Source organism: Streptomyces sp. NPDC048255 (assembly GCF_040652415.1).
Lineage (GTDB): Bacteria > Actinomycetota > Actinomycetes > Streptomycetales > Streptomycetaceae > Streptomyces.
The window spans coordinates 35,444-58,285 of the sequence record NZ_JBEZMA010000018.1; the positions used below are offsets into that span (position 1 = coordinate 35,444).

The following is a 22,842-nucleotide window of genomic DNA, read 5'->3' on the forward strand; positions in this document are numbered from 1 at the left end:
GTGGAGCCCGGCAGCCCGGGCCCCACCGGAGCGGGCCGGTCAGGCCTGCCGCACGGAGATGGCCGAGACCGGGCAGGCACGCGCCGCCTCGCGGACCAGCGCGCCGCCCCGGCCGTCCTCGCGGCCCGGAAGCAGCTGGCTGAAACCGTCGTCGTCCTGGGTGAAGACCTCCGGCGCGGTCAGGGCGCACTGGCCCGCGCCGATGCAGACGCCGGTGTCGATCTCGATGTGCACGGGGTCGGCCGCCATCCGCCTCACCACGCCACGGGGAGTTCGATCAAGCCCTGGATGGTGTCTCCCGGCTTGAACGGGATCCGGTCCGGCTCGACCGCCAGCCGCAGTCCCGGCAGCCGGTCGAACAGGGTGCCCAGCGCGATCTCCAGCTCGGCGCGGGCCAAGTTCTGGCCGAGGCACTGGTGGATGCCGAAGCCGAAGGCCAGGTGGTGCCGGGTGGGCCGGTGCCAGTCCAGCGCGTCCGGCTCCGCGAACACGGCCGCGTCCCGGTTGATGACGGAGGTCGAGAAGATCACCCCGTCGTCCGCGCGGATCGTCACCCCGCCGATCTCGATGTCCTCGGTGGCCACCCGCAGCATCCCGTCCGCGATCGACAGGAAGCGCATCAGCTCCTCCACGGCCTCCGGCATCAGGGACGGGTCCGCCCGGAGTTCGGCCAGCTGCTCCGGGTGCCGCAGCAGGGTGAACGTGCCGAGCGAGATCATGTTGGCGGTGGTCTCGTGCCCCGCGACCAGCAGGATCGTGGCCAGCGCGACCAGCTCCTCGATGTCGACCTCACCGGTCTCCAGGCGCTCGGTGATCAGCTCGTCGAGCAGCCCGTCGCCCGGATCGCGGCGCTTGCGCTCGATCAGGTCGCGGAAGTACGCGTCGAGTTGCCGCTGGGCCTCCTCCACGTCGGCCGCCTCGGGTCCGCGCAGCAGCCGCCGCGTCCGGCCCTCGAAGAATTCGTGGTCCTCGTACGGGACCCCGAGCAGCGCGCAGATCACCATCGACGGCACCGGCAGGGCGAAGTCGCCCACCAGCTCCGCGGCGGGGCCCTTGGCGACCATGGCGTCGATCAGCCGGTCCACGGTCTGCTGGATGCGCGGGCGGAGGATGGCGGTCCGCTTCAGGGTGAAGCTGGGGATCAGCATCCGGCGCTGGACGTTGTGCGCGGGATCGTCGACCCCGAGGAGCGCGGGGCGCCGGTTGCTCAGGTCCTTGAAGCGCCGGGTGGGCGACGGGAACGCGGCGTTCTGGCGGTCGGACGAGAGCCGGCCGTCGCAGAGCAGGGCCCGCGCCTCGGAGTGGCCCGTGACCACCCATACGGACCGGCCGTCGAAGAGGGTGACGCGGCTGAGGGGCCGCCCCTCCCGCAGGGGTTCGTAGGCGGCCGGCGGATGGTAGGGGCAGGTCCGGTCTTGGGGAAAGGCCAGGGCGGCGGATTCTGGCATGGTGCACCTCGCAGGCGATGGGTCCGTCTTGCCGGACCCATTACATGCCTGAGGCACCTATCCCACCTATGCCACTTCCGGCCAGATCGCCCGTGTTCGCCCGGGGGGCCCAGCGGGGCCCGGGCGGTCGGGCCAGGAGCTCAGAGGTGGGCGTCCAGGAACGCCAGCTCAGAGGTGGGCGTCCAGGAACGCCAGCTCAGAGGTGGGCGTCCAGGAACGCCAGCTCAGAGGTGGGCGTCCAGGAACGCCCGGAACTCCTCGCGCGCCATCGGCCCCTCGCGCGTGGCCACCGCCTCGCCGTCCTTGATCAGCACGGCGGTCGGCGCGCCGGTCACGGCGTAGCGCCGGGTGGGCTCGGGGCAGCGGGTCATGTCGGTGCGGACGGCGGTGAACCGCGTGCCGTACTCCTCGGCCAGCTCCGCCACGACCGCGTCCATGGCGCGGCACGCCTCCAGGGCCTTGGGCCAGGATCCGCAGAAGTAGGCGAGAACCGGCCCGGGCGCCATGGACAGGATGAAGTCGAACTCCTGGTTCTCCAGTGGCTGGTGTACCCGACGTGCCATGCGTGGTGCTCCTCGCTCGTGCGCCCCCCCCGTGATCGGAGGGCGGCCACCATCATCGCTGCTCCGCCGCAGGTCCCGATGTCAGTGGCGCCTGTGAAGCTGGGCCCATGGACGACAGGATGCTACGGCGCCGGGTCTACGGCGCCGACCACGAAGACCCCGACCCCGGCCCGCGCCCCGGCCACGTCTACGGCGAACTCGTGGGCGGCCCGCTGGACGGGCTCCTGCTGGACATCACCGGCTGGAGCGCGCCGCAGCTCGCCGAGGAGGCCCGGCTGCCCACGGAGATAGGGCGCTACGGAGCCGGCGGCCGCGCCCACTACCGGCGCCGCGCGGGGGACCCGGGCCGCTGGGACTGGGCGGGGGACAGCCGTTGAGCGGCGGAGCCCCCGGTCCGCCGACGTGCGACCGGGGGCTCCGTACCGCTCTTCCGGCACGGAGGCAGGAGAAGGAGCAGGAGCCGGGACCGGATCCGGACCGGATCCGGACGCGTCAGCGGGCCGCGGCGCCGCGGCCCACCCGGCGGGCCCACAGCACCAGCGGTACCTGGAGCGGCAGCCGGGCCAGCGCCACCGCCTGGACGGCGGGGGAACGCCGCCGGGCGTCGGCGGCCATCTTGACGTTCGCCGGGAACACGCCGACGAAGAAGGCCGCCGTGGCCAGCGCCGCCACCCGGCGGGTCCGCGGATGGGCGACCCCGGCCGCGAGCGCGAGCTCGGCCGCGCCGCTCGCGTACGTCCACTGCCGCGGGCTGCCCGGCAGCGAGCGCGGAACGATCGCGTCGAACTGCTTGGGCGCCACGGCGTGCGCGACGGCGGCACCGGCCAGCAGACCGGCGAGCAGCATGGGGGAAGAGGGGACGCGCGGCATCGGGGTTCCTCTCGGAGGGGCCTGGGGCCGCGATCCTACTCGCGAGTAGGGGGAGTCTCCGGGCCAGGCGACCCGGCCCGGTGGCCGCCCCGGAAAAATCTCTGAAGAATTTCCCGGGAGCCGTCGATCCGGCCGTCTCCCGATCGACGCAGGGGTGAGAGGCAGGGAAAGCCCCGCCCTCCCGACCGAGGAGTCACCATGCCGCGCTTCCTGACGATGATCCGCATCGACGAGCAGAACCTCCCCACCGAGGGCTTCCCCGCCGACTTCGAGGAGCGCATGGGCGCCCTCCTGGAGGAGATCACCAAGGCCGGGGTCATGCTCGACACCGCCGGACTGCTCCCCACCTCCGAGGCCACCCGGCTCACCTGGTCCGACGGGAAGATCAGCTACACCGACGGTCCCTTCACCGAGACCAAGGAGGTCGTCGGCGGCTACTCCCTGAGCCAGTGCAAGGACAAGGCCGAGGCCATCGAGTGGACCAAGCGCTTCCTGGAGATCCACCCGGCGCACTGGAACCTCAGCGCCGAGGTGCGCGAGATCCAGGAGATGTGAGCCCGCGCGGCCCGCGCCGCGTTTGCCCTGCCACGTCACGGCTGCTCTGATGGGTGGCCGTGACGGCAGCGAGCACGGCCCAGGCGGTCGAAGCGGTGTTCAGGATCGAGTCCGCGCGGATCATCGCCGGTGTCGCCCGCATCGTGCGGGACGTCGGCATCGCGGAGGAACTCGCGCAGGACGCCCTCGTCGCCGCCCTCGAACAGTGGCCGGACGCGGGAGTTCCCGACAAGCCGGGCGCCTGGCTCATGGCCACCGCCAAACACCGCGCCATCGACCTCGTCCGCCGCAAGGAGACGTACGCGCGCAAGCTCGCCGAGGTCGGCCGGAGCCTGGAGGACGTGCGGCCGCCCGCCGAACCGCCGGACCCGGACGACATCGACGACGACCTGCTCAGGCTGATCTTCACCGCCTGCCATCCCGTCCTGGCGACCGATGCCCGGATCGCGCTCACCCTGCGCCTGATGGGCGGGCTGACCACCCAGGAGATCGCCCGCGCCTTCCTCGCCTCCGAGGCCACCGTCGCCCAGCGCATCGTCCGGGCGAAGCGGAGCCTGGCCACGGCCGGCGTGCCCTTCGAGGTCCCGTACGGCACCGACCGTGAAGCCCGGCTCGCCTCCGTCCTGGAGGTCATCTACCTCATCTTCAACGAGGGTTATTCCGCCACCGCCGGCGACGACCTCGTGCGCCCGGCCCTGTGCGAGGACGCCCTGCGGCTGGCCCGCGTCCTGGCCGCCCTGATGCCCGAGGAGCCCGAGGTGCACGGGCTCGCCGCGCTGCTGGAGTTCCAGGCCTCCCGGATCGCCACCCGCACCGGGCCCGACGGGGAGCCCGTACTGCTCGCCGACCAGAACCGGGCCAGATGGAACCGCCTGCTCATCCACCGGGGCGTCGAAGCGATGCGCCGCGCGGGCAGCGGCCCGTACTCCCTCCAGGCGGCGATCGCCGGCTGCCATGCGGCGGCCGTCCGCTACGAGGACACCGACTGGACCACGATCGCCACCCTGTACGGGCGCCTCGTGCTGCTCGTCCCCTCGCCGGTGGTGGAACTCAACCGGGCCGTCGCCGTCTCCATGGCCCACGGGCCGGAGGCGGCGCTGCCGCTGGTCGACGCCCTCGCGGAGGAACCGGCCCTGCGCTCCTACCACTTGCTGCCGAGCGTACGGGGCGACCTGCTGGAGCGCCTCGGCCGGCCGGACGAGGCCCGCGCCGAGTTCGAGCGGGCCGCCTCGCTGACCCGCAACGCGCAGGAACGCGCCCTGCTCCTGCGCCGGGCGGCCCGGACCCGGACCTGACCTGAATCCTCCCGGGCGGGGCCCGTACTGGCCGGGAGGGCGCTCTTGTGGCGGCGCGCGGGACGGGTGCACCCTGGCGGGCCCCACACCCGGTCGACGAAAGGTCCAGGTGCACCGGAGATGACCGTCCCCAGACGTTGCCGCCGCCTGCTCGTGTCCGCCGCCGTGCTCGCCGCCGCCGCCCTGCCCATCGGCCCGACAGCCGCCGCGGAAGCCGCCCCCACAGGGGAGTTACAGCTCGCGGGACCCGCCGAGACGGCGGTCCCCGACAGCTGGATCGTGGTACTCAAGGAACCCGCCGGGAGCCGGTCCGTCCACGCACTCCTGGCCCGGGCGGACGGCGCCCGGCTCGGCCACGTGTACCGCTCGGCCCTCAACGGCTTCTCCGCCCGGATGAGCCGCGCCCAGGCGGCCCGGCTGGCCGCCGACCCGCGCGTGGCCCGCGTGCACCAGGACACCCGGGTCACCCTGGACGCCTCGGCGCAGGCGGCGGACAGGGCCTCCGCTCCGGCGGCGACCCAGCCGAACGCCCCCTGGGGCCTCGACCGGATCGACCAGCGCAAGCTCCCGCTGTCCACCACGTACACGTACCGCACCACCGCCCCGGCCGTCCGCGTGTACGTCATCGACACGGGACTGCGCACCACCCACGCGGAGTTCGGCGGGCGGGCGTCCGTCGGGACCGACACGGTGGGCGACGGCCAGAACGGCAACGACTGCCACGGCCACGGCACCCACATGGCCGGGATCGCCGCGGGCCGCACCTACGGAGTGGCCAAGGAGGCACGGCCGGTGGCCGTACGGGTCCTCAACTGCCAGGGCTCCGCCAGCACTTCCGGGGTCATCGCCGGAGTCGACTGGGTGACGGCGAACGCGGTCCGCCCCGCCGTCGCGAACATGAGCCTGGGCGGCGCGGTCAGCACCGTCCTCGACGCGGCCGTACGCAACTCCATCCGCGCCGGGATCACCTACACCGCCTCGGCGGGCAGTTCCGGCCGGCCCGACGGGGCCTGCTCCATCTCGCCCGCCCGGCTCCCCGAGATCATCGCAGTCGGCGCCAGCGACAGTCTGGACCGCCGTGCCTCCTCCTCCAACTACGGCACATGCGTGGCCCTCTTCGCGCCCGGAGTGGCGATCCCCTCGGCCTGGAAGGACAGCGACACCGCCACCGCGACGCTCAGCGGCACCTCGGCGGCGACCGCCCACACGGCCGGCGCCGCGGCGCTCCACCTCGCCCGGCACCCGGCGGCCACCCCCGGCCAGGTCAAGCATGCCCTGGTCGCGGGCGCCACGACCGGAGTCCTGCAAGGCACCCCGCCGGTCGTACCCGACCGCCTCCTCCACACCCTCTACGAGTAGGGGCCGCGGGGATCCGGCTCAGCGGGTCCGGGAGAACGCCGCCACGTCCCGCGGGGTCCCGACCGGCCGCCGGGGCGCGGTGAGCGCGACCGGCCGGCGGAATCCGCCGGAGCGTGCGATCTCCTGGACCGTCCCGCGCAGCGCCTCCTGGAAGTCGCCCATGGTGCGGCGGGCCGCGTCCGTGTCCACGTAGATGGAGTTCATGTGCAGGCCGTCCGCGTCCCTTTGGAACCAGGAGCAGGCCCCGTTGGCCCGCGCCGACCACACGTGGGACGCGGGCCGCCAGTCCTCGTGGCGGTCGGCGCCCCGGCACTTGCGCATGTCGATGTACGAGAAGAAGTTCACCGGGTACGGCCAGGAGCGGGCGGCGAACTCCTCGGGCGCCAGCAGCTCCCACGCCCGGACGAACGGCACGTCGATGTGGCCGATCATCTCGGTGAACCCGGACCGGACCGAAGCCATCACCTGGGCGAAGTCCCGGCCGGGCGAGGCGTCGAACTCGATGGGCATGGTGTTCACGAACCAGCCCACCGAGTCCGTCCACACCCCCCGGCCGCGCTCGCTGACCGGCATGAACCCGCGGTAGACACCGGGACCGCCCGCCTCGCGCAGGCACACGGCGACGGCGGCGAGCACCCCCATGAACGGCTTCCCGTCGACCGTCAGACAGACCTTCTCGAACACCTCCGCCTCGGCCGCGTCCAGCAGCATCGAGGCCTCGTTGACGATCGGGTACAAGCGGTCCGGCTCGACACCGAGGTCGAGCGGGAAGCGGGGGAAGAACTCGCCGCCGCGCGCCATGAACTCCTTCCAGTAGCCGAGGCGTTCGTCGCTCGCATCGATGGAGAGGTAGCGGCCGCGCTGCTCCTCCGCGAAGTCGAGGTAGCTCGGGGCGGGGGGCAGCGCGATGTCCTCGCCGCGGCACAGGGCCTCGTAGGCGGTCAGTACCTCGTGGACGACGATCGGCATCGACATGCCGTCGCACACGATGTGGTCGAAGGTGAGGTAGACGGTCGCGGAGTCCTCGCGCAGGACCGCGCCCATGATGAACAGCGGCCAGGAGAGGGTGTCGATGCTCTGCTTGAACCGCTCGGCGAGGAAGCCGCCCAGCCGCTCGGAGGTCTCGAACGTGCCCACGTGCTGGGCCTCGAGGGAGAGCCCGGCGGGGTCGAAGGGCTCGCAGGCCAGCTCACCGGCGAGACGGCGGAACGCGCACCGCAGCACCTCGTGGCGCTGGACGAAGGAGAGCAGGGCCCGGGCCAGGGCCGGTTCGTCCAGCGGCCCGGTCACCTCGAAGGTGACCGAGACCCACGAGGCGACGGGGTCGTCGGCGGCGCGGCTCTCCTCTGCGACGGTGAAGTGCTTCTCCTGGTTGAAGGAGGCCCACCTGCCCGACTCGCCGTACGGACCGTCGGCTTCCGCCGCCGTGGTCCGCAACCGCCACTCGACCACCCGACCGGGTGCCACGTGGTGCATCTCCAGAGGAAACTGCCGCATGCCGTCATCCCTTCGCCCCCCGAGTCAACCCCCCAGGCCCTAACGACCTCCGGCCCGGGGAAGTGACGGAACGACTTGCGGGCCCCCCGGGCCCGGACGCCGTGCGCGGGCCGCGGTGGCCAGCAGCAGGCGGACGGGCCGGGAGGCGGTGGCCAGTTCCGCACGGCCGCCGCCGCGGGCCCACTGGTCCAGTGCGTGGAGCAGGGCCGAGTCGCAGAAGGTGACCAGGGCCGTGTCGAGGACGAGGCGCCGCGCGCCGCGGGCGGCTCCCTCCGCGAGGAGTCCGCGCAGCGGGGCGGAGCTGAAATGGTCGAACTCCCCGGCCAGGCTGACGGCGAGGACGCCGTCGCGAAGCGTGGCCCGTATGCGGGGGAGGGGGTCGGGGCCGGACTCCGCGGCGAGGCCGGCGAAGGACCCGTGCGGGGCGGCGGTGGCGGCGGACGCGGCTTCGGACGGAGCTGGGGAGGCCGCTTCGGACGGGGAGGGTGCCGGGGCGTGTATCGGGGCGTCCATCGGAGTGCGCATGCCTGCTGCAACGGGCCGCACCCCAGGCAGGAACCGGTGCGCGCCCCTGTTTCACCCGCGCGGGCCGAGGTACTGCGCCGTTCCGGCGATCTTCGTCCCGTCCCGGTGCCACGGCTGCGCGTCCCTCGTCCGCGGCCCGTGATGGCCGACAGTGGGCGGCGTGGATGTGGAAGAGGTCATCGATGCGCTGTACGGGCTGGCCCCGGCGGGGTTCACGGCGGAACGGGACGCGGCCGCGGCCCGGGCGAAGCGGGAGGGGGACCCGGCGGCGGCGAAGCGGATCCGGGCGCTGCGGCGTCCCACACTGGCGGCCTGGACGTCGAACCTGCTGGTCCGGGAGAAGCCGGAGGAGGTCGAGCAGTTCCGCCAGCTGGGGCAGGCACTACGGGAGGCCCACCGGTCCCTGGACGGGGACCAGCTGCGCGAGCTCTCGCACGAACAGCACGTGGTGATCGGGGCGCTGGCCCGGGAGGCGGTGCGGCTGGCCGCGGAGGCGGGGTCGCCGGTCTCCGAGGCGGTGGTGCGGGAGGTCGAGCAGATCCTCCGTGCCGTCCTCGCCGATCCGGAGGCGGCCGAGGCGTGGGCCTCGGGCCGGCTCGCGAAGCCCCCGGCCGCGGTGACGGAGTTCCCCGCCCTCGACCCGGACGCGGCGCCGCCCGCCCCCGCGCGGAAGCGACCCGCCGCGCGGAAGCCGTCCGACCGCCGCGAGGCCGCCGCCGCGCGGGCCGCCGCCCAGGACGCCCACTGGGCCGCCACGGCCCGGGAGGACGAGCGCCGGCTGGCCGAGCAGGCCCACCGGCGCGCGGTCGAGGAGGCGGAACACGCCGCGGCCGCCGCGGCGGAGGCCGAGGAACGGCTGCGCGCCGCCGCCCACGCGGCCGGAGAGGCCCGCCGCGCGGCAGCCGCCGCCGACCAGCGCCTGCGCGCCACCGGAGCGAACCCGTCGGAGGACGAGCCCGTCACCGACTGACACCCCCGGCGCGATGAGGGTCATTCGGTGTGCAGGACCGAGGCGATCGGCATGCGCGCTGCCGCGCGGGCCGGGAGCAGGGCGCCCAGGACCGCGATCGCCACGCCCGCCAGCAGCATCGCGGTCAGCTGCGGCGCGTGCCACACGTCCTTCATGGACTCGGGGAAGGCGACCACCCCGACGTGGTCGACGACGAGCCGGTGCGCGGCCATCCCGAGCGGCAGGCCGATCAGCCCGCCGACCACGCCCAGCCCCGCGACCGAGGTCACCGTCATCGCCACCACCTGCCGGGGCGTCATGCCGATGGACTTGAGCATCCCCAGGTCCCGGCGGCGCTCGCGGGTGTTCAGCAGGACGGTGTTGAAGACGCCGAGCGAGGCGACGACGGTCAGCAGCACCGTGAACACCGTGGAGAAGGTGACGACGGTGGTGGTGCCGCTGTTCCCCGTGTCCGACACCGACGCGCTCAGCCCGGGATCGGCGGCCTGGACCGCCTGCGCGTACGCCCGGGCGTCGGCGCCGGGGGCGAGCCGCACCGTGTACTCGATGGCGTGTGTGTCCGGGGCGAGCCGGGCGAGGGTGTGCCAGGTGGCCTCCACGGCCCGGTCATTGCCCTCCACGAGCCGGCCCACGACGGTCGCCCGGACCTGCCTGCCGTTCAGCGTCAGGGTGACCTCGTCACCCACCTCCAGCCCGAACTGGGTGAGGAACGCAGGCCCGGCGGCGACCTCGCCCGCCGCCGCCGGCGCGCGGCCATCGACGATCACGTCGCCGTAGACGGCGTCCCCGCGGTAGAAGTCGGCGAAGACGGGCTGGGCGTGCCCGACCATGCCCACCTGGGCCAGCGCGCGGGCCCGTACCCGAGGATCCCCGGGCAGCGACCGCAGCCGCTCCTCGATCTGGAGGTCGCTCAGCAGGGGCGGGGTGCGGCCGTCCCGCGGTCCCGCCACCTCCACCCGGACCCTGGGGCCGCCGTCGCCGCGGCCGGCGGCGTCGTACGCGAGCATCGTGCTGGTCAGCCCGGTGGCCAGAGTCACCGTGGTGACCCCGAGGACGATGGCCGCCATGGTCAGCAGGGTGCGCGCGGGGCGGGCGAACGGCTGGCCGAGGCCGAGGCTGACCGGGAGCGGCAGCTGGGTGTGGGCCAGCACCCGCTGGACGCGCCGCCCGCGCCCGGCCGTCGGCGCTCCGCCCGTGCTGATCGCCTGTGCGGCGGGCAGCCGGTGCGCCCGCAGGGCGGGTACCAGCGCGGTCAGCAGGACGAGGGCCGGCATCCCCACCAGGGGGACCACCGACACCCACGCTCCGATGCCGTCCACCGCGGCCTGGCCCGTCTCGATGCCGCTGAACGAGACCTTCAGGACGGGCCCGGCGAGGGCCGAGCCGAGCAGGGTGCCGAGTACGGAGCCGACGACGGCCGGCAGGGCCGTCATCATCAGGTACACGGCCACCACCTGGTTCGGGGTGAAGCCCAGCGCCTTGAGCACCCCGATGTGCCGGTACCCGGAGACGACCGCCCCGCTGACCACGTTCCCCACGATCAGGGTGGAGACCAGCAGGCCCAGGACGCCGAAGAGGACCATGAACGGGAGGTACGAGTCGGCCAAGGCCGAGAAGGCCCGCTTGAGGGTGAGGTGGTCCTGCGCGCCGGTCAGGGCTTCCGAGGGCAGCCCGGCGGTGGCCCCGGCCAGCCCGGAGTCCAGCTGCGCCCGCGTCGAGGCGTGTGTGAAGCGGTAGAGCATCTGGGTGGCGGAGGGGTGCAGCGCGGCCAGCTGCTCGGGTGCGACCCAGGCGCTCGCCGACTTGCTCATGCTGGCCGCGAACCCGACGACGGTCAGCGTCGGCGCTCCCGGTTTCTCCAGCCTGGTGCCCAGCAACTCCCTGCCGGGGGAGCCCATGGACGGCCAGTTGACGACGATCTCGCCGGGCGCGGTGGCCCAGCGGCCCTCCAGCAGTTCGATCCGGTCCACGGGGCCGGCCGGATCGGCGCGGCCCACCACCGTGAGGGTGCCCCCCGCCATCCACAGCCAGCCCTGGGGGATGTCGACGACTGCCTGGCCGAAGGGCCCGGCCGCGGCCCGGACCCCCGGCCGCTCCGCGGTCCGCGCCAGCTGCTCCGGCGAGACCTTCGCGGAGTCGAACGTAGCCACCGCGTGTGCGCCGCGCTGGGCGGCGTACGCCTTGTCGAAGGAGCTCGACGCGGTGTCGAGCAGACCCAGCGCGAGGAGGACGGTCGTGGTCGAGCACAGGACGACGAGCCCGATGACGAAGGTCTGGAGCCGGCGGCGCTTCACGGCCGCGCGCGAGGCCCTCCACACGGCGCTCACGCCCTCGCCTCCAGAACGCTCTCGCGGGCCACCCGGCCGTCGGCGACCTCGACGAGCCGGCTGGCGCACCGGGTGGCCAGCTGCGGGTCATGGGTGACGATCAACAGGGTCTGGCCGATCTGGTTGAGGTCGATCAGCAGGTCCATCACCTGTTCCCCGGCGCGGCTGTCGAGGGCGCCGGTCGGCTCGTCCGCCAGCAGCAGGGCTGGGCGGTTCATCAATGCCCGTGCCACGGCGACGCGTTGGCGCTCGCCGCCGCTGAGGGTCGCCGGGTAGCTGTCGCGGCGGTCGGCGACGCCGAGTTCGTCGAGGAGTTCCAGGGCCCGGCGGCGGGCCTGCCGGGCCGGTGTGCCGGTCAGCTGGGCGGCCAGGGCCACGTTGTCGAGCGCGGGCAGATCGTCGATGAGGTTGAAGAACTGGAAGATCATGCCGATGTTGCGGCGCCGGAACAGCGCCAGCCCGGTCTCGTCGAGCCCGCCGAGGTCCTGGCCGTGGACCTCGACCAGGCCCGAGGTGGGCCGGTCCAGTCCGGCCACCATGTTGAGCAGCGTGGACTTGCCGCAGCCGGAGGGACCCATCACGGCGACCGCTTCGCCCGCCCGGATCTCCAGCGACAGGCCGTCCAGGGCCCTCGCGTCGCCGTACTCCTTGTACACGCCGTCCAGCCGCACCGCCACGGGCCGTGTGCTGTCGTGATCAGTTGTCATGGCCCGAACCTAGAGCGGGCCCCGCGGACGGGGCGTCAGCCCCCGGATGTAAAGGCCCGGGCAGGTCATCCTGGGGATGTACGCGGGTCCTCCGGCACAATGACCGGAACGGGGTGCGCGGAACGCGGTGCGCGGGCCGCGGGACTTACGGGGCAGGGGAGTTCGGGGTGGGACTGATCATCGCGGTGGCCGTGGCCTGCGCCGCCGCCGCCGTGGCCGCCGGGCTGGGCGTGGCACTGCTGCGCGCGCGGCGCGCGCACAGGGCGGCCCTGGGGGAGCGGGGCTGGCTGCTGGAACGGGAACGCGAAGCGGCGGCCCGTACGGCCGTGGACGCCGAACGGGCCAGGATCGCGGCGGAGCTCCACGACATCGTCAGCCACAACGTCAGCCTGATGGTGGTCCAGGCCGGAGCCGCCCGCGAGGTGCTGGGCACCATGCCGGAGGCGGCCGCGGCGGCCATGGGAGCCGTGGAGAGCGCCGGACGGAACACGATGACCGAGCTGCGGCACCTGCTGGGACTGCTCGCGCCCGCCCAGGACGGCACGGACGAGCCGTACGAGGCGTACGGGGCGCGGCCCGCCGTCGGGCCGTCACCGCAGTCGCCGCAGCCGAGCCTGGACCGGCTGAGCCCGCTGATCGACCGGTTCGCCTTCGCGGGCCTGCCGGTGGAGGTGCGCATATCCGGCGAACCGCGGCCGCTGCCCGCCGGGATCGACGTCACGGCGTACCGGATCATCCAGGAGTCACTGACCAACGCACTCAAACACGCGGACGGGGCGAAGACGATGGTGACGGTGCGGTACGCGGAGCACGCGCTGCGCGTGGAAGTGCTCAACGGCGGGCCGAGCGCCCTGTCAGGCGGTCCGGCCCCCGGCCCGGGTACGCCGGGGGAGCGACCGGGGCGGGGCCCCGGTGGAGCGGCGCCCCAGGCCGACGGAACCGGCCGGGGCCTGCTCGGGCTGCGCGAGCGCGTCGCCGTCTACGGCGGAGACCTCGACGCCCGCCGCCGCCTCGGCGGCGGCTTCCGGGTCCGCGCCCGCCTCCCGCTGGACCGGCCGTGACGGCGCCCGCCGCGTCCCCCGGGGGCGCCGCGTCCGGGCCCCGGGTGGTGATCGCCGACGACCAGGAGCTCGTCCGCACCGGGTTCCAGCTGATCCTGACGGCCCGTGGGATCGAGGTGGTCGGCGTGGCCGCCGATGGGGTGGAGGCCGTCACGGCGGTGCGCCGACTGCGCCCGGACGTCGTACTGCTGGACATCCGGATGCCGAACATGGACGGCCTGGAGGCCGCCCGGCGGATCCTCGCCGAGTCCCCGGGCTGCCGGGTGATCATGCTGACCACCTTCGACCTCGACCGCTACGTGTACGCCGCGCTCGCCGCCGGAGCCAGCGGCTTCCTGCTCAAGGACGTCACCCCCGCCCATCTCGCAGCCGCCGTCCGGCTGGTCGGTACCGGTGACGCGCTGCTCTCCCCGTCGATCACCCGCCGCCTGGTGGAACGCTGCGCTCCGGCTACTGCGGGCGCCGACGGGCCGGCCCGGGACCGCCCGGAACTCGCCGCGTTGACCCCGCGCGAACGCGAGGTGCTGACCTTGATGGGCCACGGCCGATCCAATGCCGAACTGGCTCAGGAGCTGACCCTGAGCGAAGCCACCGTGAAGACCCACGTGGCCCGGATCTTCGCGAAACTGTCTCTCCGGGACCGGGCCCAGGCCGTGGTACTCGCCTACGAGACGGGCCTGGTGACGCCGGGCGCGTCGTAGCGGGTCTTCCCGTAGCGGGCGACCGGTCTTCTCCTTCGACCGGGCCCGTGCCAAGGACAACGGCCGTGCCGCGGAGCCGGGTTACGGCTTCGGCCGGGTCGCCGACTGGCTGCCGGGGGCCGTCGCCGGGGCCGCGTGCGCCCTGGACGAGGGGGCCTCAGCGGTCGCCTGCGTGCCGCTCCAAGGGTGTTGCTACCGCCGAGTTGCTCACACTGAAGGTGACGCTGCCGGCCAGGTAGCGGTCGTCGGACCACTCGATCGGACGGCCCGTGCCCGTCGCGGACACGTGCCGCTGGCGCAGCAGCGGGCTGCCGCGCCGCACCCCCAGCAGCCGGGCGTCCTCGCTGCCCGCGGGCAGGGCGTCGATGAGGTGCTCGCCGTAGTGGGCGACGACCCCCGAGCCCTCGGCCAGGCCGTCCATGACGGAGCGGCAGTCCACGGGCATCGCCTCGACCGCCGCGGCGACCCAGTCGGCGTACGCGGTCCGCTCCACCATGGTCGGTTCCCCGTCGAGCAGCCGCAGCCGCAGCGCGGCGAGGATCTCGGTACCCGGCGCCAGCGCGAGGCGGCCGGCCTCCTCGGCGGTGGCCGGCCGGCGGGTCCGGGACAGGAACCGGCTGGCGGCCGTGTGCCCGATCCCCTCGGCCCACTGGGCGAAGCTGTTGAGCTCGCCGAAGCTGTGCCGGCGCTCCTGGCGCAGGACGATCCTGCGCGCCCCCTGGCGGGATCCGATCAGCCCCTCCGTGGCGAGCGTGGCGACCGCCTGCCGGACCGTCCCGCGCGAGGCCGACCAGCGCGCGGCCAGATCGCTCTCGGAGGGCAGCCGGGCGCCCACGGGGAGTTCGCCGGAGAGGATCGCCGCGCGCAGCGCCTCGGCGATCTCCAGGTACCGGACCGTGCCCATGCCGTTCTCCCCCTGCTCGCCGTGTCCCGGATCCTCGTCCCGGGACCACTGTGTACGGGTAACGCATGATCATTCCAGCAGGTCCTGTCGAGGCTGCTTCCGGTCAATCTCCTTCTTCGCCGAGCCGTGCTTCCGGAGACGGGCGCCGTTCACCGTCCGTACAGCGGACCCGGGCGAACTGGAGCCAACTTGTTCAGACAAGTCAGCTCCTCCTTCTGCCTTAGTCTCCGGGAGAGACCGTGCTCAGTTCCTCCGCCCGTCGCGGTGCGGCCGTACTGCTCAGCGCCGCCGTCCTCACCACGCTCAGCGCGTGTGGTGCCGCCCCCGACCAGCCCGCCGGCGGCGCCGGCGACGCGAAGAACCAGCCGCAGCCGGGCGCCGCGGCCTCGGTGGCCGACTTCGGCTCGATGGAGGCCCTCGTCGCCGCCGCGCAGAAGGAGGGCCAGCTCAACGTGATCGCGCTGCCGCCGGACTGGGCGAACTACGGCGAGATCATCAAGGCCTTCGAAGCCAAGTACAAGATCAAGGTCAACAGTGAGAACCCGGACGCCTCCAGCTCCGACGAGATCGCCGCCGTCAAGTCCCGCAAGGGCCAGAAGCGCGCCCCCGACGTCCTCGACCTCGGCATCGCCTTCGCCCGCAGCGGCGCCGCCGAGAACCTCTTCGCCCCGTACAAGGTCGCCGCCTGGGACAAGATCCCCGCCGGCCAGAAAGACGCCGACGGCCGCTGGTACAACGACTACGGCGGCTACGTCTCCATCGGCTGCGACGCCGCGCGCATCAAGACCTGCCCGCAGACCTTCGCCGACCTGGCCAAGCCCGAGTACAAGGGCAAGGTCGCCCTCAACGGCAACCCCACGAAGTCCGGTTCGGCCTTCGGCGGCGTCTACGCGGCCGCGCTCGCCAACAAGGGCTCCTTCGGCGACATCCAGCCGGGCATCGACTTCTTCGGGCAGCTGCGCAAGAGCGGCAACTTCATCCCGGTCGAGTCCACCCCGGCCACCGTCGAGAAGGGCGAGACGCCCATCTCCATCGACTGGGACTACCTGAACGCGGGCTACGCCGAGCAGGTCAAGGGCAAGGGCGTCGACTGGAAGGTCACCGTCCCCTCCGACGGCGTCTTCGCCCAGTTCTACTCCCAGGCCATCAACAAGGAGGCCCCGAACCCGGCCGCCGCCCGCCTGTGGATGGAGTTCCTCTACAGCGCCGAGGGCCAGAACCTCTGGCTCAAGGGGTACGCCCGCCCGGTCCTGCTGCCCGTCATGACCCAGGACGGCACCGCCGACAAGGACGCCGTCGCCAAGCTCCCGCAGGTGCAGGGAACCCCGGCCTTCCCCGCCTCCGAAGAGCTCGACAAGGCCAAGGCCACCCTCGCCGAGAAGTGGGACAAGGCCCTCTCCTGATGTCCGCCTCTCCCACCACCCCCCACACGACGACGGGCCCGTCCGTCGACCGCACCGCCGGCGGCAGTACCCGCCGCCGGCGGCGCGGCCCGCGCACCTGGCTAGCGGCCGTCCCGCTCCTCGCCTTCACCGGGCTCTGCTTCGGCGTCCCGCTCGGGTCCATCGCCTTCGGCGCGGTCACCCGTACCGACCCGGCGACCGGCGCCACCCAGGCGACCGGTGAGCACCTCGCGCGCTCCCTCCAGGGCCCCTACCTCGGCTCGCTCGTCGGCAGCGTCCAGCTGTCCGCCCTGACCGCCCTGATCGGCGCGGTCCTCGGCGTGCTCATCGCCCAGGCCGTGGTCACCTCGGGCTCCCCGGCCCTGCGCGGAGCCGCCCTCACGGCCTCGGGCGTGCTCGCCAACTTCGGCGGCGTACCGCTGGCCTTCGCCTTCATCGCCACCGTCGGCATCTCCGGAGTCCTCACCCAGCTCGGCCGGCTCACCGACCACGGCTGGAACCTGTACTCCTTCACCGGCCTCACCGTGGTCTACCTGTACTTCCTGACCCCGCTCATGGTGCTCGTGATCGCCCCGGCGCTGGACGGGCTGCGCCCGCAGTGGCGCGAGGCCGCCCAGAACAGCGGGGCCACCAGCCGGCAGTTCTGGCGCCACGTCGGCCTGCCGGTGCTCGCGCCCTCCCTGCTCGGCGGATTCGTGCTGCTCTTCGGCACCGCCTTCGCCGCCCACGCCACGGCCGCCGCACTCGTCGGCGGCTCCGTCCCGCTGGTCACCCTCAAGATCGCGGACGCGCTGTCGGGGAACGTGCTCACCGGCCAGGAGAACGTGGCGCTCGCCCTCGGCCTCGACATGATCCTGATCGCCGGCCTGGTCATGGCGGTCTACCTGCCCCTCCAGCGACGGAGTGCCCGATGGCTGCGATGATCCCGCCCGCGCCGGCCCGGGCGGTCCCGTCCGACCCGGCGACCCCGTCCGACCCGGCGACCCCGTCCGACGCGGCGACCCCGCCCGCCCACGCCCCCGCCACCCCGGCCGGGGACGAGGCCGGGTCCGCGAAGGCACCCCGCCCGGCGGCCCCTCGGCGGGCACGCCGCAGGCCCCGCGTCTGGCGCGGAGCCGTTCTCCTCCTCGCGGGCGCGTACTTCCTCGTCCCGCTGCTCGCCTCCTTCGTCTTCACCGTGCACGTGCCCGGGCAGGGCGTCTCCTTCGAGGCCTACACCCAGCTGCTCTCCGCCGACGGGTTCACCGAGAGCCTGCTGCTCTCCCTCGGCCTGGCCGCCGCCACCATCGCGCTGTCCCTGCTGCTCGCGGTGCCCGCGCTGATCGCCGTACGGCTCGGCTCGCCCCGGCTGCGCCCGGTCGTCGAGGTGATGTGCATGCTGCCGCTCGTGGTGCCGCCGATCGCCCTGGTCACCGGCATCACCACCGTGCTGCGCTGGGGACCCGAACACCTCTCGCGGACCCCGCTCTACCAGACCTTCCTCGCCGTCCAGAACGAGGACTTCCCCGTCGTCCTGGTCCTCGCCTACACGGTGCTGGCACTGCCCTTCGTCCACCGCTCGCTCGACGCGGGCCTGCGCGCCGTCGACGTGCCGACGCTGGTCGAGGCCGCCCGCAGCTGCGGCGCCGGCTGGTTCCACGTCGTCGTGCGCGTGCTGCTGCCGAACCTGAGGTCCTCGCTCGCCGGAGCCGCCTTCCTCACCCTGGCCCTGGTCCTCGGCGAGTTCACCATCTCCTCCCTCCTCGGGTTCCGGCCCTTCGCCGTGTGGATCGTCTCGATCTCCGGAGCCCACGCCCGGATGTCGGTGGCCGTCTCGATCCTCAGCCTCCTCATCACCTGGCTGCTGCTGCTCGCCCTCTCGCGGGCCGGGACCAGCCCCTCCACCGCCGCGGCCGCCCCCGCCACCCCCTCCCGCAAGGAGTCCTGACCCCATGCCTACCTCGCCCACCGCCCTTCCCGCGTCCAGGAAGCCCGCGGACCCCGAAGGCACGGCCGGCCCCGTGGGCGCGCGCGTCGAATTCCGCGGCCTGCGCAGGTCGTTCGGCTCCACCGTCGCCCTCGACGGACTCGACCTGACCGTGGAGCCCGGCGAACTCCTCGCCCTGCTCGGCCCGTCGGGCTGCGGCAAGACCACCGCCCTGCGGGTCCTCGCAGGCTTCGAGCAGCCCGACTCCGGCGAAGTCCTCGTGGACGGCCGGGACATCACCGGCGTCCCGGCCAACCGCCGTGACGCGGGCATGGTCTTCCAGTCCTACAGCCTCTTCCCGAACCTCAGCGCCCGCGACAACGTCGCCTTCGGTCTGCGGGTGCGCAAGGTCGGCGCGGCGCAGCGCCGCGAACGGGCCGCCGAACTCCTGGACCTGGTGGGCCTCCCCGACCACGGCGACCGCTACCCGCACCAGATGTCCGGCGGCCAGCAGCAGCGCGTCGCCCTCGCCCGCGCCCTGGCCCTGCGCCCGCGCGTGCTCCTGCTCGACGAGCCGCTCTCCGCGCTCGACGCCAAGGTACGGTCGAACCTGCGCGAGGAGATCCGCCGGCTCCAGCTCTCCCTCGGCATCACCACCGTGTTCGTCACCCACGACCAGGAGGAAGCCCTGTCGATGGCCGACCGGGTGGCCGTACTGAACGCAGGGAAGCTGGAGCAGTGCGCCGCCCCAGCCGAGCTCTACGAGCGTCCCGCGACCCCGTTCGTCGCCGAGTTCGTCGGCACCATGAACCGGCTGCCCGGACGGCTCACCGGGACCGGCCTCGTGGAGGTCGCCGGAGCACGGCTGCCCGTGGACGGCCCGGTGCCGACCGTCCCGGCCGGCCGTGACGTCGAGGTCCTCGTACGCCCGGAGAACGTCACGGCCGTCGCCGATCCCGAAGGCCCGGCCACCGTGGTCTCCGCCTCGTTCTTCGGCTCGGTGACCCGGCTCCACCTCGAACTGCCCGGCGCGGTCCCGGTCAAGGCGGACCTGCCCTCGCGCGACGCGGGCGCACTGGTCCCCGGCGCCCGGGCCGTCGTCGGCCTGGCCCAGCGGCCCGTCCTCGTCGTGGCCGGGCCCGCGTGAGCGCGCTCGCAGCGGTCCTGTTCGACATGGACGGCACCCTGGTCGACACCGAGGTGATCTGGTGGCGGACCACCGAGGAGATCGCCGACGGCCTCGGCCACCGGCTCACCGCCGCGGACGCGCCCGAGGTGGTCGGCCGCGCGGTCGAGGACACCGCCGCGCACCTCGTACGGGCCACCGGCGCGGGCGACCCGGCCGAGGTCGCCGCCGCGCTCACCGCGCTCTTCTTCCGCCAGGTGGAGGAAGGGGCCCCGATGCGGCCCGGAGCCCAGCGGCTGCTGGCCGCACTCGAAGCCGAGGGCGTGCCCTTCGCCCTGGTCAGCGCATCGCCGCGGGTGGTCGTGGACTCCGTGGTCGGCGGCTCCCTCGCCCACGTCCCCTTCGCCTTCACCGTGTCCGCCGACGACACCGAGCGGACCAAGCCGCACCCGGACCCGTACCGGACGGCCGCCCGGCGCCTCGGCCTGCCACCCGGCGCCTGCGTGGCGGTGGAGGACTCGCCGGACGGCGCGGCCTCGGCCGAGGCCGCCGGATGCGCCGTACTGGTGGTCCCGTCGCTGCTGGCGGTGCCGGACTCGCCGCCGCGCACCTTCGCCGGGTCCCTGGAGGAGGTCACCCCCGACGTGCTGAGGGCCTGCCTGCTGCCGTGACGCCCGGCCGGACCCGCGCGGAACCGTGCCGTCCGGCGGGGCCGTTCAGGTCCGCAGGCCGAGGATGTCCACGATGCCCTCGGCGTAGGCGGCGGTCACCGATCCCGGGGCGGCCGCGGCCTCCCGGTGGAGCTCCGGCAGGCCCCGGCGGATGAACGCGGAGCACTGCCCGTACAGCCCCGCCTCGTGCGAGGTCCCGTCGTCCTCCGTGCCGAGCAGGGCCAGCAGCGTCCACAGCAGCGCCTCGCGGGTCGACTGGCGCGGCGGGCCCGCCGTCCACACGGCCATCAGCACCCCGGCCACCGCCGGAGCGGGCGGCGCCAGCCGGGTCCCCGCGAAGGCATGCCCCTGCAGCGCCCGGAACGCGGCCGGATGCCCCTCGGCCGCGGCCCACAGGGTCTCCTCCAGATGCAGCGCGGAACGCCCGCAGCCGCACTCGATGCGATCCCAGTCGTGCCGTGCGATCTCCGCCGCCACAGCGTCGGGCACCAACGGGCTGCTGCGCTTGTCCGTCCCTCTCATGGGAGGAGTATGCGATTCGGCCAGGCCGGGGGCCAGCGGCACTCCGCGCGGACCGTTCGCCAGGGCCCGGAACCGGATCCCCCGGGCTCTCGTCTGAGATCCCGTGCGTATGAAACGAAGAGTCCTCGCCCTGCTGTTCGCCCTGCTCGTGACCCAGCTCGGGTCGCTGATCAGCCCCGCGTACGCGTGCGGCTGCGGGGCGATGGTCCCCGACGGCCGGTCCCGGATCGGGGTCGACCGGGAGACGTCCGTCGTGCGCTGGGACGGCCGCACGGAGCGGATCGTGATGCGGTTCACCGTCGGCGGGGACGCCCACCGCGCCGCCTGGATCATGCCCGTGCCCGGGCGGGCCACCGTGGAGCTCGGCGACGGGGAGGTGTTCGACGAACTCGCCCGGATGACCCGGCCCGAGCGCAGGACCCGTAGCTACTTCTGGCCGCGCAGCGGCGACTGGCCCTTCTCCTCCGGCCGCGGCGACGGAGCCGCCGCCGCGCTGCCGGGCAGCGCGGGCAGCGGAGTCGGCGTCGTCGGCCGCGAGCAGCTCGGAGACTTCGACGTGGCCCGCCTCACCGCCACCGACCCCGACGCCCTCAAGAACTGGCTGGAGTCCAACGGCTTCCAACTGCCCGACCGCCTCGCCGCAGAGGTCAAGCCCTACGTCGACCAGAAGTGGGAGTACGTCGCCGTACGCCTCGCCCCGCGCGAGCCGGGCAAGCCGCTGCGGGGCGACCTGGACCCGCTGAGCATCCGCTTCGACAGCGACCGGCTCGTCTACCCGATGCGGTTGTCGCGGATGGCCAGAACCGGCCAGTCGCTCGGCCTGTACGTGCTGGCCGACCACCGGATGGAGCCCGCCTCCCCGATCGGCGGGAACGCACCGAAGGTGACCTTCGCAGGAACCATCGCGCCCGAGAAGGGCCCGCTGTCCGAACTCACCGGCGGCGAGAAGGTGTTCCTGACCGCCATCGACCAGAGCTTCCCCGAGCCGGGCCGCATCGACGGAGACCACGAGCTGCGCGCCACCCCGAAGGACACCCCGTACCGGCGGGTGATCTACCGCAACGAGCTGCTCACGGTGGGGGACGGCATCCCGGTCTGGCTCCTGACGGTGTCGGCAGCCCTGCTGCTCGCGGTGACGGGCACCGCCCTCACCGCCCCCCGCCGCCGTCGCCGCCGCCTGGCCCGGACGCCGTAGGGGGCGTACCCGAAGTCCCGCCCGCCAGGCCCCGGTTCCGGCCGTTCCGCCTCCCGACCCGGCCTGATCGGCCGGACGCACCCTAGGCTGCCTCCACCATGACAGCGGAATCCAGGGGGGATCCGAATGGTACGGAGCTCGATGCGCCACAGGCTCGTGCGCGCCGTCGCGGCGGCGGGACTGCTGGTGGGGCTCGCGGCCGGGGGAGTGGCCGCGGGAGGCACCGCGCAGGCCGCCGCGCAGGCCACCGCCGTGGTGACGGCGCCCGGAACCGGGGAGCGGTCCACCACGGCGGACCACGGCCCGAGGTACGCCCGGGCGGCCGCCGCCGCGGCCGCGGACGACCCGCCGGAGCTGCCCACCATCGAACAGCCCGTCTCCGAAGGAACGTTCACCTTCAGCGGTGACCCCGGTGACGAGGTCACCCAGGGCCGGTCGGAATCCTTCGGCACCCCCGGGCAGAGCTTCCTCGTCTACCGGAGCACCGGCAGCAACATGGCGGAGATCCGGGTCCGGGACGGCGACACCTGGTGGTACGTGGCGTTCGGCGCCCCGGCGGGCCGGCGGCTCACCGCCGGGACCTACGCCGGAGCCACCCTCTTCCCGTTCCACGAGAACGCGCCCGGGATCGACTTCTCCGGCGACGGCCGCTACTGCACCGGCCTCACGGGCAGCTTCACCGTGCACCGGATCGACTGGAGTCCGCAGGGCTGGCTCAACTTCCTCGACGCCGACTTCGAGCAGCGCTGCGAGGGCAGCGCGGCGGCCTCCCGGGGGTCGGTCCGCATCCAGGCCCCGCCCGCCTCGCCGCCGCTGGCGCTGGCGGTGACGGCCGCCCGGATCGGCAGCGTCACCCCCGAGGGCGAGGCCGTGCTCCACGGCACCCTGCGCTGCAACAAGTCCGTGTGGGCCGCGGTGCACGTGTACGTGGTCCAGCAGCAGGGCGGCAGGAAGGTCGGCGGCTGGCTCCGGCAGTCGGTCGACTGCACGGCGGGCGCGGCGGTCGCCTGGCAGGGCAAGGCGACGGCCGACGGTTCCGCCCGCTACCAGGACGGCTGGGCCGACACCGTGGTGGGCGCCTCGGCCCACGACTGGGAGTACATGACCTACACAGAGGCACCGGAGAAGAAGCCGAGGGTCTGCCTCGGCAGGTGCGGCAGCTGACCTGACCTGACCTGACCTGACCTGACCTGACCTGACCTGACCTGACCTGAGCGGACGGCCCGGCGCCGGGCCG

At 73.9% G+C, this 22,842-nt stretch carries 24 protein-coding genes; 14 read left to right on the top strand and 10 right to left on the bottom strand.

The window, feature by feature from the left end:
* Positions 1-39: 39 nt before the first annotated feature.
* The 3 genes from AB0D94_RS16895 to AB0D94_RS16905 all read right to left on the bottom strand — a co-directional run bounded on the left by AB0D94_RS16895 (position 40) and on the right by AB0D94_RS16905 (position 2,011).
* Positions 40-234 (bottom strand): ferredoxin, encoded by a 195-nt coding sequence (locus AB0D94_RS16895; protein ID WP_362052112.1) that lies wholly within the window; start codon positions 232-234, stop codon positions 40-42.
* Positions 235-254: 20 nt separating this feature from the next.
* Positions 255-1,448: a cytochrome P450 gene (locus AB0D94_RS16900; protein ID WP_362051948.1), complete on the bottom strand. Its 1,194-nt coding sequence runs from the start codon at positions 1,446-1,448 to the stop codon at positions 255-257.
* A gap of 224 nt (positions 1,449-1,672) precedes the next feature.
* Complete coding sequence (locus AB0D94_RS16905; RefSeq protein WP_362051950.1) at positions 1,673-2,011, bottom strand: thioredoxin family protein; 339 nt, start codon at positions 2,009-2,011, stop codon at positions 1,673-1,675.
* Positions 2,012-2,118: 107 nt separating this feature from the next.
* Here AB0D94_RS16905 and AB0D94_RS16910 point away from each other — a divergent pair, with 107 nt between their 5' ends.
* Positions 2,119-2,388, top strand: coding sequence for a hypothetical protein (locus tag AB0D94_RS16910; RefSeq protein WP_362051952.1), 270 nt, complete (start codon positions 2,119-2,121; stop codon positions 2,386-2,388).
* A gap of 115 nt (positions 2,389-2,503) precedes the next feature.
* On the opposite strand, the gene AB0D94_RS16915 is transcribed toward AB0D94_RS16910, so the two are convergent.
* Positions 2,504-2,881 carry a hypothetical protein gene (locus AB0D94_RS16915; RefSeq protein WP_362051953.1) on the bottom strand — a complete coding sequence of 126 codons (378 nt, stop codon included), beginning with the start codon at positions 2,879-2,881 and terminating at the stop codon, positions 2,504-2,506.
* 198 nt (positions 2,882-3,079) lie between these two features.
* Between AB0D94_RS16915 and AB0D94_RS16920 the strand changes: the two genes are divergently transcribed.
* The 3 genes from AB0D94_RS16920 (at position 3,080) to AB0D94_RS16930 (ending at position 6,090) form a co-directional block, all read left to right on the top strand.
* Positions 3,080-3,436: a YciI family protein gene (locus AB0D94_RS16920; protein ID WP_362051955.1), complete on the top strand. Its 357-nt coding sequence runs from the start codon at positions 3,080-3,082 to the stop codon at positions 3,434-3,436.
* A gap of 59 nt (positions 3,437-3,495) precedes the next feature.
* The gene (locus AB0D94_RS16925; protein WP_362051957.1) at positions 3,496-4,731 is read left to right on the top strand and encodes an RNA polymerase sigma factor; all 1,236 of its coding nucleotides are present in this window, start codon (positions 3,496-3,498) and stop codon (positions 4,729-4,731) included.
* A 120-nt stretch (positions 4,732-4,851) separates the two neighbouring features.
* Positions 4,852-6,090 (top strand): S8 family peptidase, encoded by a 1,239-nt coding sequence (locus tag AB0D94_RS16930; protein ID WP_362051959.1) that lies wholly within the window; start codon positions 4,852-4,854, stop codon positions 6,088-6,090.
* Positions 6,091-6,108: 18 nt separating this feature from the next.
* Here AB0D94_RS16930 and AB0D94_RS16935 read toward each other — a convergent pair whose 3' ends face one another.
* Complete coding sequence (locus AB0D94_RS16935) at positions 6,109-7,587, bottom strand: condensation domain-containing protein (RefSeq protein ID WP_362051961.1); 1,479 nt, start codon at positions 7,585-7,587, stop codon at positions 6,109-6,111.
* Between the two features lie 39 nt (positions 7,588-7,626).
* Positions 7,627-8,100 (bottom strand): STAS domain-containing protein, encoded by a 474-nt coding sequence (locus tag AB0D94_RS16940; RefSeq protein ID WP_362051963.1) that lies wholly within the window; start codon positions 8,098-8,100, stop codon positions 7,627-7,629.
* A 172-nt stretch (positions 8,101-8,272) separates the two neighbouring features.
* On the opposite strand from AB0D94_RS16940, the gene AB0D94_RS16945 reads away from it, so the two are divergent.
* Entirely contained in the window at positions 8,273-9,082 is an 810-nt protein-coding gene (locus AB0D94_RS16945) for a hypothetical protein (RefSeq protein WP_362051965.1), read from the top strand.
* A 20-nt stretch (positions 9,083-9,102) separates the two neighbouring features.
* On the opposite strand, the gene AB0D94_RS16950 is transcribed toward AB0D94_RS16945, so the two are convergent.
* The gene (locus tag AB0D94_RS16950) at positions 9,103-11,409 is read right to left on the bottom strand and encodes an FtsX-like permease family protein (RefSeq protein ID WP_362051967.1); all 2,307 of its coding nucleotides are present in this window, start codon (positions 11,407-11,409) and stop codon (positions 9,103-9,105) included.
* On the bottom strand, positions 11,406-12,116 hold the full coding sequence (locus AB0D94_RS16955; RefSeq protein WP_362051969.1) for an ABC transporter ATP-binding protein: 711 nt from the start codon (positions 12,114-12,116) through the stop codon (positions 11,406-11,408). The genes AB0D94_RS16950 and AB0D94_RS16955 overlap by 4 nt, the downstream gene beginning before the upstream one ends.
* Before the next feature lie 167 nt (positions 12,117-12,283).
* On the opposite strand from AB0D94_RS16955, the gene AB0D94_RS16960 reads away from it, so the two are divergent.
* On the top strand, positions 12,284-13,177 hold the full coding sequence (locus AB0D94_RS16960) for a histidine kinase (RefSeq protein WP_362051971.1): 894 nt from the start codon (positions 12,284-12,286) through the stop codon (positions 13,175-13,177).
* Positions 13,174-13,878 carry a response regulator transcription factor gene (locus AB0D94_RS16965; RefSeq protein ID WP_362051973.1) on the top strand — a complete coding sequence of 235 codons (705 nt, stop codon included), beginning with the start codon at positions 13,174-13,176 and terminating at the stop codon, positions 13,876-13,878. The genes AB0D94_RS16960 and AB0D94_RS16965 overlap by 4 nt, the downstream gene beginning before the upstream one ends.
* A gap of 157 nt (positions 13,879-14,035) precedes the next feature.
* On the opposite strand, the gene AB0D94_RS16970 is transcribed toward AB0D94_RS16965, so the two are convergent.
* A complete protein-coding gene (locus tag AB0D94_RS16970; protein WP_362051975.1) occupies positions 14,036-14,782 on the bottom strand; it encodes a GntR family transcriptional regulator in 747 nt (248 codons plus the stop codon).
* 275 nt (positions 14,783-15,057) lie between these two features.
* Between AB0D94_RS16970 and AB0D94_RS16975 the strand changes: the two genes are divergently transcribed.
* Genes AB0D94_RS16975 through AB0D94_RS16995 form a run of 5 tightly spaced genes read left to right on the top strand, consistent with a single transcriptional unit; the run spans position 15,058 to position 19,888 of the window.
* On the top strand, positions 15,058-16,185 hold the full coding sequence (locus AB0D94_RS16975) for an extracellular solute-binding protein (protein ID WP_362052114.1): 1,128 nt from the start codon (positions 15,058-15,060) through the stop codon (positions 16,183-16,185).
* A complete protein-coding gene (locus AB0D94_RS16980; protein ID WP_362051977.1) occupies positions 16,185-17,108 on the top strand; it encodes an ABC transporter permease subunit in 924 nt (307 codons plus the stop codon). The genes AB0D94_RS16975 and AB0D94_RS16980 overlap by 1 nt, the downstream gene beginning before the upstream one ends.
* Positions 17,096-18,112 carry an ABC transporter permease subunit gene (locus AB0D94_RS16985; protein ID WP_362051979.1) on the top strand — a complete coding sequence of 339 codons (1,017 nt, stop codon included), beginning with the start codon at positions 17,096-17,098 and terminating at the stop codon, positions 18,110-18,112. The genes AB0D94_RS16980 and AB0D94_RS16985 overlap by 13 nt, the downstream gene beginning before the upstream one ends.
* 4 nt (positions 18,113-18,116) lie before the next feature.
* Positions 18,117-19,238, top strand: a complete 1,122-nt coding sequence (locus AB0D94_RS16990; RefSeq protein ID WP_362051981.1) for an ABC transporter ATP-binding protein — start codon at positions 18,117-18,119, stop codon at positions 19,236-19,238.
* Positions 19,235-19,888, top strand: coding sequence for an HAD family phosphatase (locus tag AB0D94_RS16995; protein WP_362051983.1), 654 nt, complete (start codon positions 19,235-19,237; stop codon positions 19,886-19,888). The genes AB0D94_RS16990 and AB0D94_RS16995 overlap by 4 nt, the downstream gene beginning before the upstream one ends.
* A gap of 45 nt (positions 19,889-19,933) precedes the next feature.
* Here AB0D94_RS16995 and AB0D94_RS17000 read toward each other — a convergent pair whose 3' ends face one another.
* A complete protein-coding gene (locus AB0D94_RS17000; protein ID WP_362051985.1) occupies positions 19,934-20,410 on the bottom strand; it encodes a hypothetical protein in 477 nt (158 codons plus the stop codon).
* Positions 20,411-20,519: 109 nt separating this feature from the next.
* On the opposite strand from AB0D94_RS17000, the gene AB0D94_RS17005 reads away from it, so the two are divergent.
* Together AB0D94_RS17005 and AB0D94_RS17010 are read left to right on the top strand one after the other, a co-directional pair.
* Positions 20,520-21,605, top strand: a complete 1,086-nt coding sequence (locus AB0D94_RS17005) for a DUF2330 domain-containing protein (protein WP_362051987.1) — start codon at positions 20,520-20,522, stop codon at positions 21,603-21,605.
* 141 nt (positions 21,606-21,746) lie between these two features.
* The gene (locus tag AB0D94_RS17010; protein WP_362051989.1) at positions 21,747-22,769 is read left to right on the top strand and encodes a hypothetical protein; all 1,023 of its coding nucleotides are present in this window, start codon (positions 21,747-21,749) and stop codon (positions 22,767-22,769) included.
* Positions 22,770-22,842 lie beyond the last annotated feature (73 nt).